The 15662-nt window shown below is 67.3% G+C and carries 9 protein-coding genes; all 9 read left to right on the forward strand.

Annotated elements, in window-relative coordinates; translation table 11 throughout:
- The first annotated feature begins 1 nt into the window (after nt 1).
- The 9 genes from HDA45_RS28050 to HDA45_RS28090 all read left to right on the forward strand — a co-directional run bounded on the left by HDA45_RS28050 (nt 2) and on the right by HDA45_RS28090 (nt 15478).
- Nucleotides 2-865 (forward strand): TatD family hydrolase, encoded by an 864-nt coding sequence (locus HDA45_RS28050; RefSeq protein WP_184900260.1) that lies wholly within the window; start codon nt 2-4, stop codon nt 863-865.
- A complete protein-coding gene (gene eboE, locus HDA45_RS28055) occupies nt 862-1932 on the forward strand; it encodes a metabolite traffic protein EboE (RefSeq protein ID WP_184900263.1) in 1071 nt (356 codons plus the stop codon). The genes HDA45_RS28050 and eboE overlap by 4 nt, the downstream gene beginning before the upstream one ends.
- The gene (locus tag HDA45_RS28060; RefSeq protein ID WP_184900265.1) at nt 1929-3302 is read left to right on the forward strand and encodes an alkaline phosphatase family protein; all 1374 of its coding nucleotides are present in this window, start codon (nt 1929-1931) and stop codon (nt 3300-3302) included. The genes eboE and HDA45_RS28060 overlap by 4 nt, the downstream gene beginning before the upstream one ends.
- Before the next feature lie 223 nt (nt 3303-3525).
- Nucleotides 3526-6615 carry a ThuA domain-containing protein gene (locus tag HDA45_RS28065; protein WP_184906113.1) on the forward strand — a complete coding sequence of 1030 codons (3090 nt, stop codon included), beginning with the start codon at nt 3526-3528 and terminating at the stop codon, nt 6613-6615.
- On the forward strand, nt 6615-7619 hold the full coding sequence (locus tag HDA45_RS28070; RefSeq protein ID WP_184900267.1) for a sugar phosphate isomerase/epimerase family protein: 1005 nt from the start codon (nt 6615-6617) through the stop codon (nt 7617-7619). Before HDA45_RS28065 ends, HDA45_RS28070 begins: the two co-directional genes overlap by 1 nt.
- Nucleotides 7620-7629: 10 nt before the next feature.
- Nucleotides 7630-8505 (forward strand): sugar phosphate isomerase/epimerase family protein, encoded by an 876-nt coding sequence (locus HDA45_RS28075; protein ID WP_184900269.1) that lies wholly within the window; start codon nt 7630-7632, stop codon nt 8503-8505.
- Nucleotides 8506-8519: 14 nt separating this feature from the next.
- Nucleotides 8520-9542, forward strand: coding sequence for a multicopper oxidase domain-containing protein (locus HDA45_RS28080; protein WP_184900277.1), 1023 nt, complete (start codon nt 8520-8522; stop codon nt 9540-9542).
- Between the two features lie 19 nt (nt 9543-9561).
- Nucleotides 9562-13527, forward strand: coding sequence for a ThuA domain-containing protein (locus tag HDA45_RS28085; protein ID WP_184900279.1), 3966 nt, complete (start codon nt 9562-9564; stop codon nt 13525-13527).
- A 70-nt stretch (nt 13528-13597) separates the two neighbouring features.
- On the forward strand, nt 13598-15478 hold the full coding sequence (locus HDA45_RS28090) for an OmpL47-type beta-barrel domain-containing protein (RefSeq protein ID WP_184900281.1): 1881 nt from the start codon (nt 13598-13600) through the stop codon (nt 15476-15478).
- Nucleotides 15479-15662: the final 184 nt, after the last annotated feature.

Below are 15662 nucleotides of genomic sequence, written 5' to 3' on the forward strand. Positions count from 1 at the left end.
CGTGCGCATCTTCGATCCCCACATCCACATGTCCTCCCGGACCACCGACGATTACGAAGCCATGTACGCGGCCGGTGTCCGTGCGCTGGTCGAACCGGCCTTCTGGCTGGGGCAGCCGCGCACCAGCGTCGGCTCGTACACCGACTATTTCGACGCGCTCATCGGCTGGGAGAGGTTCCGTGCCGCCCAGTTCGGCATCCGGCACCACTGCACGATCGCGCTGAACCCCAAGGAAGCCAACGACCCCCGCTGCCGCGAGGTGCTCGACGTGCTCCCGAGGTACCTGGCCAAGGACGGCGTGGTCGCGGTCGGCGAGGTCGGCTACGACTCGATGACCAAGGAAGAGGACGAGGTCTTCGCGCGGCAACTCGCGATGGCCCTCGAACACGATCTGCCGGTGATGGTGCACACCCCGCACCGCGACAAGCTCGAAGGCACCAAGCGCACCCTCGACGTCGTCCGGGAAGCGGGTATCGCGCCGGAACGCGTCATCGTCGACCACCTCAACGAGGTCACCGTCGAGTTGGTCAAGGATTCCGGTGCCTGGATGGGTTTCTCCATCTACCCGGACACCAAGATGGACGAGCACCGGATGGTCGAGATCCTGCGCCGGTACGGGCTGGACAAGATGATCGTCAACTCGGCCGCGGACTGGGGCCGCTCGGATCCCTTGAAGACGGCCAAAACCGGGCAGGCGATGCTCGACGGCGGCTTCACCGAAGCCGATGTCGACAAGGTGCTGTGGCAGAACCCGGTCGCCTTCTACGACCAAAGTGGACGGCTCACCCTCGACCCGCTGCCCGGTTTCACCGGAGAGGCGGAGACGTTCGAAGGCAACTCGGTGTTGCGAGGTGCCCGCAAATGATCTCCTACTGTACGAACGTCCACCCGGCCGAAGACGTCGACGGCATCGTCGCGCAGCTGGAGAGGTACGCGCTCCCGGTGCGTGAGCGGCTGGGCGCGGACAAGCTCGGCGTCGGCCTGTGGCTTTCCGCGCCGGTCGCGCGCGGACTCGCCGACGACCCTCGAGCGCGCAAGGCCTTCCGCGCGGAGCTGGACGCGCGCGGGCTGTCCGTCTACACGCTGAACGCGTTCCCGTACGGCGGTTTCCACGACGAGGTCGTCAAGCACGCGGTCTACCGTCCTGAGTGGACGAATCCGGACAGGGCGGCCTACACGATCGACTGTGTCACGGTGCTGTCCGACCTGCTCGCGGAGGACGCCGCTTACGGCAGCATCTCCACGTTGCCGCTCGCGTGGCGTGAACCGTGGACCGAGCACGACGACCACCGCGCGGCCGTTGCCTTCGAGCAGGTCGTCCACGCGATCGGTGACCGGCCGATCAAACTGGCGGTGGAACCCGAGCCCGGCTGTGTGCTCGACACCGTGGCCGACGCGCTGAGCTGGCTGTCGGGCCGGGTCGACCCGGAACATGTCGGGTTGTGCTTGGACACCTGTCACCTGGCGGTGTCCTTCGCCGACCCGGCGGAGACCCTCGACGCGATCAGGAAGTCCGGTTTGGACATCGTCAAGGTGCAGGCTTCGGCCGCGCTGCACGTCGAAAAGCCCGCCGAGGCGAGGGAAGCGCTAGCCGCCTTCGCCGAACCCCGTTACCTGCACCAGGTCCGGGAGCTTTCGGGCGGTGTGGTGCACAAGGCGGACGACCTGCCCGAGGCCTGGCGAGAATTACCAGGAGAAGGCCCGTGGCGGGTGCACTTCCACATGCCGCTGCACCAGGCCCCGGCCGCACCGCTCGCCACCACGACGGACGTCCTGCGCACCGTCGCCGCCGGACTGCCCGGCGAACCGCATATCGAGGTCGAGACCTACACCTGGAGCGTGCTCCCGGACGCGGGTGACCTCGTCGGCGGGATCGCCGCCGAACTCGACTGGGCCAAGGCGAACCTTGTCCGGGAAGGGGTTTCCGCGTGAAGCCGCTGGTCGTCATCGACGTCGTCGGGCTGACCCCGAAGGCGTTGCGGGACATGCCGAACCTGTCCGCCGTCGCCCGCGACGGCTGGCAGGCCGAACTGGGCACGGTGCTGCCCGCCGTCACCTGCAGCGCGCAGTCGACGTTCCTCACCGGTCTCATGCCCGCGCAGCACGGGATCGTCGGCAACGGCTGGTACTTCCGTGAGCTCGGCGAGATCTTCTTGTGGCGCCAGCACAACCGGCTCGTCGGCGGGGAGAAGCTGTGGGAGACCGCGCGGGCGGCGCACCCCGGCTACACGTCGGCGAACGTGTGCTGGTGGTACGCGATGGGGATGAGCACCGACGTCACGGTGACCCCGAGGCCGATCTACCACGCCGACGGCCGCAAGTCGCCGGACGCCTACGTGCGCCCGCCGGAACTGCACGATCAGCTGACCGGCGCGCTGGGGGAGTTCCCGCTCTTCCAGTACTGGGGCCCGACGGCGTCGATCAAGTCGAGCAAATGGGTGATCGGCGCGTCCCGGCAGATCCTGCGGGAGAAACGGCCTGATCTGCTGCTGACCTACGTTCCGCATCTGGACTACGACCTGCAGCGCTTCGGCCCGGACGCTCCCCAGGCGGCGCTGGCCGCGCGGGAACTGGACACCGCGCTCGTGCCGCTGCTCGACGACGCCCGCAACGCCGGGGCGACCGTGGTCGTGCTCAGCGAGTACGGGATCACCAACGTGCAACGGCCCGTCGACATCAACCGGGCGCTGCGCCGCGAGGGCCTGCTGGAGGTCTACACCCAGGCGGGGATGGAGTACCTCGACCCGTGGGCGTCGCGCGCGTTCGCCGTCGCCGACCACCAGGTCGCGCACGTCTACGTCCGCGACTCCTCCGATGTGGAGCGTGTGCGCGGAGTCGTCGGCGAGCTGACCGGTGTCGACGAGGTCCTCGACCGCGAGGCACAGGCCAAGTACGGGATCGACCACGAACGCGCCGGCGAACTCGTCGCGGTCGCGGAGCCGGACTCGTGGTTCACCTACTACTACTGGCTCGACGACGAGCGGAAGCCCGACTTCGCGCGCGGCGTCGAGATCCACCGCAAACCGGGCTACGACCCCGCCGAGCTGTTCTTCGATCCGGAGGACAAGTTCGCCAAGGCGCGGGCCGGGCTCAACCTGGCGAAGAAGTTCGCCGGGCTCCGGTACGCGATGGACGTCGTCCCGACCGACCCGCGCTGGGTGCGCGGCTCACACGGGCGGCTACCGGATTCCTCCGAGGACGGTCCGGTGCTGCTGTGCAGCGACCCGGCCTTCCAGCCGTCCGGCCGCGTCGGCGCGCTCGACGTCCATCCGCTCCTGTTGTCCCTGCAGGGCTTGAAATGACACGGGACACGCGTGATTGGAGGCGGAACACACGTGATTAGAGACCGAACACCGTGATCCGCCTCCAATCACGCGTGATCCGGCTTCGCAGCTCGCCCGAATAGGTCATCGGCACCCCACAGAAAGGCGCGTTACCAGCTCCGTTCCTTGATCGCCGCCGCTCATCGAAAGGATCGCTCCAGCCATGTCCTTAAAACGACGGCTCGGCGTGCTCGTCACGTCGATGGTCACCGCTCTGACAGGCTTCGCGCTACCGATGCCCACCGCATCGGCGCACGAAGCGGCGACGGTGCTCGTGTTCTCCAAGACCGCGGGCTTCCGGCACGATTCGATCCCGGACGGGATCAAGGCGATCAAGGAACTGGGTGCGCAGAACCACTTCGCGGTGGAAGCCACCGAGGACGCGGCGGCCTTCACCGACGCGAACCTCAAACGCTTCAACGCGGTGGTCTGGCTTTCCACCACCGGTGACGTGCTGAACGCGAGCCAGCAGTCCGCGTTCGAACGGTACGTGAAGGGAGGCGGCGGGTACGTGGGCGTGCACGCCGCCTCCGACACCGAATACGACTGGCCCTGGTACGGCGAACTGGTCGGGGCGTACTTCAAGTCCCATCCGCAGATCCAGAAGGCGAACGTCAAGGTCGAAGACCACTCCCATGTGTCCACTGTGGATTTGCCGGAGACCTGGCCGCGGACGGACGAGTGGTACAACTACCGCCAGAACCCGCGCAGCAACGTGCACGTGCTCGCGAGCCTGGACGAAAAGAGCTACCAGCCCGGTGACGGCGCGATGGGCGACCACCCGATCGCCTGGTGCCACGAGAACTCCGGCGGCCGCTCCTGGTACACCGGCGGCGGGCACACCAAGGAGTCCTACAGCGAACCGGCGTTCCGCAAGCATCTGGCGGGCGGGATCAAGTACGCCACCAAGCTGAGCGAGGCGGGCTGCGCCAAGACCCAGGAAGACCCGGTCGACGCGGACTTCGACCAGATCACCCTGGCCAAGGGCGAGGAGAAGACCGGCGAGCCGATCGCGCTCTCCGTCCTGCCCAACCGCGACGTCCTGCACACCTCGCGCGACGGCCGCGTCTGGTACACCAGCTCGAGCGCGACGACCAAACTGGCCGCGACCATCCCCGTCTACAACCACGACGAGGACGGTTTGCAGGGTGTCGCCATCGACCCGGACTTCGCCAAGAACCGCTGGGTCTACCTGTACTACGCGCCCAAGCTGAACACCCCGGCCGGTGACGCGCCGCAGAACGGCACCCCGGCGGACTTCGCACCGTTCAAGGGCTACAACCAGCTCTCGCGGTTCAAGCTGGGCACCGACAACAACCTGGACCTCGCCAGCGAACAGAAGATCCTGCAGGTCCCGGCCGAACGCGGTATCTGCTGCCACGCCGGCGGCGAGATCGACTTCGACGCGCAGGGCAACCTCTATCTGTCCACAGGGGACGATTCCAACCCGTTCTCGTCCGACGGCTTCACCCCGATCGACGAGCGAGCCGACCGCAACCCGGTCTACGACGCCCAGCGCACCTCCGGCAACACCAACGACCTGCGCGGCAAGGTGCTGCGGATCAAGGTCGACGCCAAGGGCAAGTACACCGTCCCCAAGGGCAACCTGTTCCCGAAGGGCAAGGCCAAGACCAAGCCCGAGATCTACGCGATGGGCTTCCGCAACCCGTTCCGGTTCGCCGTGGACCGCAAGACCGGTTGGATCCACCTCGCCGACTACGGTCCCGACGCCGGCGCGGCCAACCCGGCGCGCGGCCCCGGCGGCACCGTCGAGTTCAACCTGATCAAGAAGCCGGGGAACTTCGGCTGGCCGTACTGCGTCGGGGACAACCAGCCGTTCATCGACTACGACTTCGCCACCGGCCAGTCCGGCGCCGCCTTCGACTGCGCCAAGCCGAAGAACACCAGTCCGCGCAACACCGGGCTCACCGATCTGCCGCCGGTGGAAAAGGCCTGGATTCCCTACGACGGCGGTTCGGTTCCCGAGTTCGGCACCGGCCCCGAGTCACCGATGGGCGGCCCGGTCTACTCCTACGACGCGAAGAACCCGTCGCAGACCAAGTTCCCGGAGTACTTCAACGGCAAGACCTTCGCCTACGAGTGGGAACGCGGCTGGATCAAGGAGATCACCGTCGGCAAGAACGGTGAGCGCGGCGCCATCAAGCCGTTCTTCGATTCGATGGACCTGGTGCGCCCGATGAACATCGAGTTCGGCCCGGACGGCGCGCTCTACGTCCTCGACTACGGCACCGGCTATTTCGGGGGCTCCAAGGAATCCGCCGTCTACCGCGTCGACTACACCAAGGGACGCCGGACGCCGGTCGCCCAGGTGGCCGCGGACAAGACGTCCGGCCAGGCACCGCTCACGGTCGGGTTCGACCCGGCCGGGACGAACGACCCCGACGGTGGCGCGCTCACCTACGCCTGGGACTTCGACGGGAACGGCACGACCGATTCCACCGAAGCGGCCCCGGTTTCCCACACCTACACCGCGAACGGCCAGTACACGGCGAAGCTCTCGGTCACCGACTCCACCGGGCTGACCGGTTCGGCGAGCGTGGTGGTCACCGTCGGCAACACCGCGCCGGTGGTCACGTTGAAGACGCCGGTCAACGGCAGCGTGTTCAGCTTCGGCGACATGGTCCCGTTCAAGGTCGAGGTGACCGACGCGGAGGACAACCCGATCGACTGCTCGAAGGTGACCGTCGAATACATCCTCGGCCACGAGGGCCACGGGCATCCGCTGAGCCGCGCGACCGGTTGCGAGGGCACCATCGCCACGCCCGCCGACGAAGGCCACGGTGCGGACGCCAACGTCTTCGGCGTCATCAACGCCAGCTACACCGACAACGGTGGAAACGGCGTCCCGGCGCTCACCGGCGAGGCGGAATCCCTGCTGCAGCCCAAGTTGAAGCAGGCGGAGTTCTACACCCAGTCCAGCGGGATCGAGGTCGTCGGGCATGACGGCGCGAGTGGCGGCAAGCGGGTCGGCCACATCGAAGCCGGTGACTGGATCAAGTTCGACCCGGTGAATCTCGTGGGTGTCCGCGGGATCGGCTACCGGGTCTCTTCCGGCGGCGCGGGCGGCACGATCGAGGTCCGCTCGGGCGCGGTGGACGGGCCGCTGGTCCAGACGGTCACGGTCGCCAACACCGGCGGCTGGGACACCTACGCCGACATCCCGGCCTCCGCGATCACCGACCCCGGCGGCACCGGCTCCTTGTTCCTGGTGTTCAAGGGCGGTTCCGGCGGTCTGTTCGACCTAGACGCGATCACCTTCGAGGAGAACTGATGAGCCGTCCGATCACCCTGTTCACCGGCCAGTGGGCGGATCTCCCGTTCACCGAGGTGTGCAGGCTGGCCAGCGAGTGGGGCTACGACGGCCTCGAGATCGCGTGTTCCGGCGACCACTTCGAGGTCGACCGCGCACTGTCCGAAGAGGACTATGTGCCTGGGCGCCTCAAGCTGCTCGCCGAGCACGGCCTCAAGGTGTGGGCCATTTCCAACCACCTCGTCGGGCAGGCCATCTGTGACGACCCGATCGACGAACGCCACCAGGCCATCATCCCTTCGAGGGTGTGGGGCGACGGTGAACCGGAAGGCGTCCGGCGGCGGGCGGCGAAGGAAATGGCCGACACCGCCCGCGCGGCGGCGAAACTCGGCGTGGACACGGTGATCGGTTTCACCGGTTCGAAGACCTGGAAGTACGTCGCGATGTTCCCGCCGGTCTCGCAGGCGGTCATCGACGAGGGTTACACCGATTTCGCGGACCGGTGGAACCCGATCCTCGACGTCTTCGACGAGGTGGGTGTGCGGTTCGCGCACGAGGTCCATCCGTCGGAGATCGCTTACGACTACTGGACCACGAAACGAGCGCTCGAAGCCGTCGGCAACCGTCCGGCGTTCGGGCTGAATTGGGATCCTTCGCATTTCATCTGGCAGGACCTCGACCCGGTCGGTTTCATCCTCGATTTCGCCGACCGGATCTACCACGTGGACTGCAAGGACACCAGGAAACGGTTCGACGGACGCAACGGACGGCTCGGCTCGCATCTCCCCTGGGGAGACCCCCGACGCGGCTGGGACTTCGTTTCGACCGGGCACGGCGACGTGCCCTGGGAGGACTGTTTCCGCGCACTGAATTCGATCGGTTACGCCGGTCCGATCTCGGTGGAGTGGGAAGACGCCGGCATGGACCGGCTCCGGGGCGCGGCGGAAGCCGTGACCTTTCTGCGGGGGCTCCTGTTCGACAAGCCGTCGGCGGCCTTCGACGCGGCTTTCAGCAACCAGAAGTGAGGGCGGTTTCATGTGCGGTGAAGAAGCTGAGCGGTTCCACTCTCGACGTTCGCTCCTCCGAGGTGCCGCGACGGCGGCCGTCGCGGTCGGCGCGGCGGTAGCCCTGCCGAGCGTGGCCAGTGCCGCCACCGAGGGATCCGGCCACCACGGTCGGGGCCGGATCCCGGTGGACAAGATCAGCATCCAGCTCTACTCCCTGCGCACCGCGCTGCAGGCCGATCTGCCGGGAACCCTGTCCGCGCTGGCGGACATCGGGTACCGGAAGGTCGAACTGGCGGGCACCTACGGCCGCACGGCCGCGGAGTTCCGCGGTCTGCTCGACAAGAACCACATCCGCGCGACGTCCACGCACGTGGGGATCGACGGGGACCTCGACAAGACCATCGCCGACGCGAAGGTCCTCGGGAACACCCGGGCCAACGTGCCGTTCGCGGCCTTCGACACCCTCGACGGCTGGAAGCAGTTCGCCGGACGGCTCGACACGGCGGCACGGAAGTTCCGCCAGGCCGGGATCCCGCTCGGGTACCACAACCACGCGCACGAGTTCGCGGCCATCGACGGCGTGCGCCCGTACGACGTGCTCACCAGGGGCACCAACCCGCGTTACGTGCACCTGGAGATCGACCTGTTCTGGGCGGTGGAAGGCGGCGTCGACCCGATTTCGCTGTACCGCAGGCACTTCCCGCGCGTGGTCCAGTACCACGTCAAGGACCGGACCGCGGACGGGCAGATGGTCGACCCCGGCAAGGGCGTCATCGACTTCCCCCGCATCTTCGGCTGCACCCGGCCGAACTTGCACGAGTACATCGTCGAGCACGACAACCCCACGGATCCCCTGAGCACCGCCCAGACCGGATTCACCTATCTCCGTAACGTCCGCTTCTAGCTGGGGATTCCACAATGGACAAGAGTAAACGCGGGCTGTCCCGCAGATCGATGCTCGCGGGCACCGCGGCCGGGGTCATCGCCCCGGTCGTGGTGTCGGCCAGCGCCGGTTCGGCACCGGCTGCCGCGGCCGGGATGACCCGCAACATCACCGTGTACGCCGACTACGTTCCCGGTTCGACCCGGGTCGGTTACGGGCTCGAGCCCGGCAAGCCGACCATCCCCGGGCCGCTCCTGGAGTGCTACGAGGGCGACACATTGGTGATCGAGCTGGTCAACAACACCGACCAGCGGCTTTCGATCCACCCGCACGGCGTCAACTACGACACCAAGTCGGACGGTTCGCCGTTCAACGATTCCTTCAACAAGCCCTACGAAACCAAGACCTACACCTGGAAGACGCGGACGGCTTACCAGGCTGCCAACGGTTTCTGGATGCCCGGCAGCGCGGGGTACTGGCACTACCACGACCACGCTTTCGGCGGCGACCACGGCACCATCGGCTTGATGAAGGGCCTCTACGGCGGCCTGATCGTGCGCAAACGCGGGGATCTGCTGCCCAGCAAGCAATTCACCGTCGTGTTCACCGAAATGTGGATCAACCACCAGGTCGCCCCGAACACCCCGATCTTCGAGGCGAACCTCGGCGAACGCGTCGAGTTCATCTGCATCGGGCACGGCAACCTGATGCACACCTTCCACCTGCACGCGCACCGCTGGGCGGACACCCGCACCGGCATGCTCACCAGCGCGACCGACAACGCCCCGATCCTCGACAACAAGACCCTGGACCCCGGCAACTCCTTCGGGTTCCAGGTGATCGCCGGTGACGGCGTCGGGCCGGGCGCGTGGATGTACCACTGCCACGTCCAGCAGCACTCGGACGACGGCATGTCCGGGGTGTTCCTGGTCCGCAACGCCGACGGCGGGATGCCCGCGGGCGCCCAGGACGCGATCGACCGTTTCAAGGGACATCAGCACGGCACCACCGCGGCCAAGCCGGACGCCACGGGCGCTTCCGCCCATTCCCACCACTAGTCTTGAAAGGAGCGAGAACTTGAGACGAGTCTTTTCGCAACGACGCCTCCGCAGACGGTCACTGGCCGCGATCGCGGTCGGCGCCGTCGTCACCTCCGGGCTTCCGCTGGCCATCGCACCGGTGACCGCCGAAGCCGCGACGAACGTCCCGGTGAACGTCCTGGTCTTCCACGGCACCGCCGCGGACCAGAAGGACCCCGTCCTGCGCGCCACGGACGCGATCTCGAGCCTGGGTCAGGCCAACGGGATCTCCGTCGCGTCCTCTTCGGACCCCGCGGTGTTCACCCCGGCGAACCTCGCGAAGTACCGCGGCGTCGTCTTCCTTTCCGCGCAGGGCATCACGCTCAACCGCGACCAGGAAACCTCGCTGCAGAACTACATGAAGGCGGGCGGCGGTTTCCTCGGGCTGTCGGACGCCGCGCGCGCCCAGGACGGCTCGCAGTGGTTCTCCGGTCTGATCGGCGCGCGTCCGGTGGGGGCGCGTCCCACGCCGGAGGCGGTCGCCTCGGTCACCGCGAGTGCGGAGAACGCGCCCAACGAGGGCAAGGACAAGCTGGCCGACAACAACGAGAACACCAAGTGGCTGGCCTTCGCGAACACCGCGTGGATCGCCTACAAGCTGGCCGCGCCGGTCGCGGTGAGCAGCTACGCGCTCGTGTCGGCGAACGACTTCGCCGGCCGTGACCCGAAGAGCTGGACCCTGCAGGGCTCCAACGACGGGACCGCGTGGACCGATCTGGACACCCGCACCAACGAGGTGTTCGCCGACCGGTTCCAGAGCCGCACCTTCACCTTCGCCAACACGACGGCGTACTCGAACTACCGGCTGAACATCACCGCCAACGCCGGTGAATCGGCCACCCAGCTGGCCGACTTCAAACTGTTCAAGGACCAGTCGACCACCCCGCCGCCGCCGGAGACCGCTCCGGCCGAGGCGACTGTCGACGTCCTCGACAAGGCGAACCCCACCACGGCGGGGCTGCCGCAGAAGTGGGTCCGCACGGACCGGTGGCTCAACTGGGAGGTCAACCCGGTCGGCACCGTCCACACCGTCGCGCAGGTCGAGGAGTCGACCTACAAGCCGGGTGTCGGCGCGAACGGCGCCTTCCACCCGATCTCGTGGTGCCGTGACTACGACGGCGGCCGTTCCTTCTACTCCGGGATGGGCCGGACCGAGGCGAGCTACGGCGAAGCCCAGTTCCGCAGCCACATCCTCGGCGCGCTGAAGTGGACCACCGGCATGGTGCGCGGGGACTGCAAGGCGGGCATCGCGGCCCACTACAAGGTCGAACGCCTGACCGCGAAGAACCAGCCGGGCCAGATGGACCAGATCGGCGAACCGCACGGGCTCACCATCGCACCCAACGGCCGGGTCTTCTACATCGGCCGCGCGGCCTGCGCCGGCAACTCGGTGCCCGCGCCGAACGACTGGACCAACCCCGAGATCGGCGCCGGCTGCGGCACGATCCACCAGTGGGACCCGGTCACCAAGAAACCGAAGCTGCTCACCACGCTCAAGGTGATGGGCAACCGCGGCAGCGGCGACGAACTGGTCAAGAACGAGGAAGGCCTCCTCGGGCTCGAGCTGGACCCGAAGTTCAGCGAGAACGGCTTCATGTACGCCTACTGGATGCCGCACGCGTCGATCGACATCGACAAGCGGATCGGCAAGCGCACGGTCTCGCGGTTCACCTACGACCTGACCAAGCAGACGCTGGACCAGGCGACCCGCAAGGACCTGCTCTCGTGGGACGTGCAGATCCACAGCTGCTGTCACGCCGGTGGCGGCATGGCGTTCGACAAGGACGGGAACCTCTACGTCGGTTCCGGTGACAGCAACTCGTCGCAGGGCTCCAACGGGTACTCCGGCAACAACTGGACCGAGGACTACAAGGGCGTCTCGTTCCAGGACGCGCGCCGCACCGCCGGCAACACCAACGACCTCAACGGCAAGATCCTGCGGATCCACCCCGAGGCCGACGGTACGTACACCAATCCGGCGGGCAACCTGTTCCCCGAGGCCAACGACCCCGGGAACAAGACCAGGCCCGAGATCTACGTGATGGGCGTGCGGAACATCTCACGTCTGCAAGTCGACAAGAAGACCAACTGGCTGACCGCGGCGTGGGTCGGTCCGGACGCGTCCACGCCGAGTCCGGAACTCGGCCCGGCGAAGTACGAGACCGCCACGATCATCACCGAGGCCGGCAACCACGGCTGGCCGTACTGCATGGGCAACAAGCAGCCCTACCGCGACCGCAGCAGCACCAACGCCGGAGTGCTCACCGGCTGGTACGACTGCGACAACCCGGTCAACACCTCGCCGCGCAACACCGGCCTGGTGAACCTGCCGCCGGTCAAGAAGAACATGATCTGGTACTCGCCGGACGGCGGCGGGCCGGTGTTCCCCAACCGTCCCAACAGCTCCGTCCCGTCGTACAACGCGGCCGAGGCCACCTACACGCAGCCGTACCTCAAGGGCGGCGGCCAGGCGGTCATGACCGGGCCGACGTACCACCGCGATCTCGTCAACACCACCAGCGGTGTGGCGTGGCCGTCGTACTGGAACGACAAGTGGTTCATCGGTGACCAGAGCAACGGGCAGAACCGGATCGCGGTCACCGTCGACCCGAACGGCGTCCCGAAGCAGGATCCGCCGGTGTTCGCCGAGACCGTGCGGCAGATCATCCCGACCGGCGGCGGCGACTTGAAGCTCCAGAGCTGGATGGACGCCGAGTTCGGTCCGGACGGCGCGTTGTACGCGCTCGACTACGGCAGTGGCTTCTTCACGTTGCAGGACAACCAGAAGCTGGTGAAGATCAGCTACACCGGCGGCGAGGCCACCCCGTCCGCGGCGGCGATGTCGACCATGGTGCAGAACAAGCCGCTCACCGCGGCCTTCACCGGGTCGAAGTCCGGCGGCGTCTCCTACAAGTGGGAGTTCGGCGACGGCACGATCTCGACGCAGGCCGACCCGCGGCACACCTACCCGCGCACCGGCCTCTACACCGCCAAGCTGACCGTGACCTACGCGGACGGCGAGACGGTGACCACGCGGAACTCGGTCAGTGTCGGCTGTTTCGTGGCGGATCCCAGTGCCACGGTGAGCATCGGTGACACCGACACCGGGGTGACCAACCGGAACGCGGGCGGCGGATGCACGGTCGACGACATGATCGACGACGAGAGCACGTGGACCTCCCACGCCGGTTTCGTCAACCACGTCACCCAGGCCGTGGACCGGCTGGGCGATCTCGGGGTGCTGAACTCGGCCGAGTCGGACAAGATCAACGCCGCGGCCGCCGCGTCGCCCATCGGCAACAAGGGCGTCACCGGCTACGACGCGATCTACGACGGCACGGCGGAGTCGTTCCGCAACTGGTCGCAGGCGCCGTCCGGGCAGTTCGCCATCCAGCCGGACGGGTCACTGCGACCGTCGGGTGGGCTGGGCATGCTGTGGTATTCCGCCCGGCAGTTCGGCAACTTCTCGGTGAAGCTGCAGTTCAAGGACATCGCGCCGAGCGGCAGCGCCAACAGCGGGGTGTTCGTCCGGTTCCCGGATCCGCGCACGCCGCTGGAGCAGCGCCCGCCGGGCAGCTGCGGCACGGTCGGGTCGGCGAAGACCTCGCAGGCCTGGGTCGCGATCTACTGCGGACACGAGGTCCAGCTGTACGACGGGGCCACCGGTGAACCGCAGAAGACCGGGTCGATCTACAACTTCGACCCGCGGCCGCTGGACCAGGCTGGCGTGAAGCCGAAGGGGACCTGGAACGAGTACGAGGTCAAGGTTGTCGGGCAGAAGTACACGATCAGCCGCAACGGCGTCGTGATCAACGAGTTCGAGAACGCGCCGGGGATCCAGTCCTCGCGTGCGGGCGACCCGTCGACCGACTTCCGGCAGTTCGTCAGCGGGTTCATCGGTCTGCAGAACCACGGTGACAACGACCTGATGGAGTTCCGCAACATCCGGGTGCGGCAGCTGTAGCGCGAAAGCCGGCCGGGCGCGTGGATTCCGCGTGCCCGGCCGGTCTCCCTGTACGGAAGGTTTCCCTGCGATGTCCCCAAGAATCCTCGTCGCGGCCTTGCTGGCCGCGACGCTCGCGATAGCGGGCCTGGTGTTACCGGCCTCCTCCGCACCCGCCTCCGCCGCGCCCGTCCAGACCCTGGAATGGACCGCGGGCGACAGCACCGACCACTACCTCAGCGCGCCCACCACCGCGGTGGCGGGCGAGACCACGATCCTGTTCAAGAACACCGAAGCCCTCGGCTCGACGATGTCGCACACGCTGACGTTCGACACCACGACCGCCGGCTACAACCACGACGTCAACCTCAACATCCTCGCGAACCCCTATGACGAGCAGAACGGCGAGCACCAGGCGACCGTGACGCTGACGCCGGGCAAGTACCGGTTCTATTGCACGATCCAGGGGCACAGCAAGATGGTCGGCGAGCTCGTCGTCACCGACGGCGGCGGCAACCCCGACACGACCCCGCCGACGGTGACCGCCAACGTCACCGGCACCAAGGACACCGCCGGGAACTACGTCGGTTCCGCGACGGTGAACCTGGCCGCCACCGACAGCCAGTCCGGGGTGGACAAGGTCGAGTACCAGCTCGACGGCGGCGCCTGGACCGCGTACTCCGCGCCCGTGGTGGTCAACGCCGTGGGTTCGCACATGGTCCACTACAAGGCGACCGACAAGGCCGGGAACGTTTCCCCGGAAGGGATGTCGTCGTTCAGTGTTGTCGCAGGCCAGCCCGGTGACAAGACGCCGCCGACGGTGACGTCCGAGGTGACCGGGAACAAGGACGGCGCGGGGAACTACCTCGACACCGCGACCGTGAAGGTGACCGCCACCGACGCCGACTCCGGCGTCGACAAGGTCGAGTACAAAGTGGACGATGGCGCGTGGACCGCGTACACCGCTCCGGTCGCGGTCACCGCGCCGGGGATGCACATGGTCCACTACCGCGCTTCGGACAAGGCGGGCAACGTCTCGCCGGAGGGCATGGCGCATTTCACGATCGTCAGCGGTGACACGACCGCCCCAGCGGTGACTTCCGAAGTGACCGGGACCAAGGACACCGCCGGCAACTATGTCGGCAAGGCGACCGTGACCCTCACGGCCACCGACGCCGGTTCGGGTGTCGGCAAGGTCGAGTACAAGCTGAACGGCGGCCCTTGGCTGACGTACTCGGCGCCGCTCGCGCTGACCGTCGTCGGCGCGCACACGGTGAACTACAAGGCGACCGACAAGGCGGGCAACGTCTCGGCCGAAGGTGCGGCGGCGTTCACCATCGTCGAAGGCGACGACAGCACCGCGCCCGCCGTTTCGGTGGTGGTGAGCGGTGATCTGGACGGGAGCTGGTCGTACATCGAGGACGCGACCATCAACCTGACAGCGACCGACACCGGATCCGGTGTGGACAAGATCGAGTACAAAATGGACGGTGGGGCTTGGACGGTGTACACCGCACCGGTCAAGGTCACCGCGCTCGGCACGCACACGCTGACGTACCGGGCTTCGGACAAGGCGGGCAACGTCTCGGCGGAACAGGGCGGCGCGTTCACCATCGTCGCCGCGCCGCCGGGTCCGGACACGTGCCCGGACTCCGACGTCCGGGACACGGTGATCCTCGGCTCGGCGGACAGCCAGGTCGAGAACCGCGACACCGGTAACGGCTGCACGATCAACGACGTGATCGACGACGAGTCGGACTACTCGTCGAACGACCAGTTCGTGACCTACGTGCGGGCCGTGACGCAGGAACTCCTCGACGGCGAGGTCATCTCGTCCGACGAGCGGAACCTGATCGTCACGGCGGCGATCGACTCCGGCATCGGCGGCTCGACCGCTGAACCGCAGAAGCGGCCGGAGACGAAGAACCCCGGCATGAAGAAGGTCGTGAAGACACCGATCCGGGACGTCTGATCTCTCGGTGTTGTCCGTGAAGGCCCCCTTCCCTGTGCTGAGGCGAGGGAAGGGGGCCTTCACCTGCCCGGCCAACTGCTCGGTGGCCCTCAATACCCAACTGCCGGGCGTTGCGAAAGCCACTTTCGCAACCTTCAACGTTGCGAAAGTGGCTTTCGCAACGCCCCGGCCCGGCTGGTCACGG

The organism is Amycolatopsis umgeniensis, from assembly GCF_014205155.1.
Lineage (GTDB): Bacteria > Actinomycetota > Actinomycetes > Mycobacteriales > Pseudonocardiaceae > Amycolatopsis > Amycolatopsis umgeniensis.

What these genes read in the sequence shown, in the direction of transcription:
- eboE (WP_184900263.1), top strand. Translation starts at nt 862, where the DNA reads ATGATCTCCTACTGTACGAACGTCCACCCGGCCGAAGACGTCGACGGC.
- HDA45_RS28065 (WP_184906113.1), top strand. Translation starts at nt 3,526, where the DNA reads ATGGTCACCGCTCTGACAGGCTTCGCGCTACCGATGCCCACCGCATCG.
- HDA45_RS28070 (WP_184900267.1), top strand. Translation starts at nt 6,615, where the DNA reads ATGAGCCGTCCGATCACCCTGTTCACCGGCCAGTGGGCGGATCTCCCG.
- HDA45_RS28075 (WP_184900269.1), top strand. Translation starts at nt 7,630, where the DNA reads ATGTGCGGTGAAGAAGCTGAGCGGTTCCACTCTCGACGTTCGCTCCTC.
- HDA45_RS28080 (WP_184900277.1), top strand. Translation starts at nt 8,520, where the DNA reads ATGGACAAGAGTAAACGCGGGCTGTCCCGCAGATCGATGCTCGCGGGC.
- HDA45_RS28090 (WP_184900281.1), top strand. Translation starts at nt 13,598, where the DNA reads ATGTCCCCAAGAATCCTCGTCGCGGCCTTGCTGGCCGCGACGCTCGCG.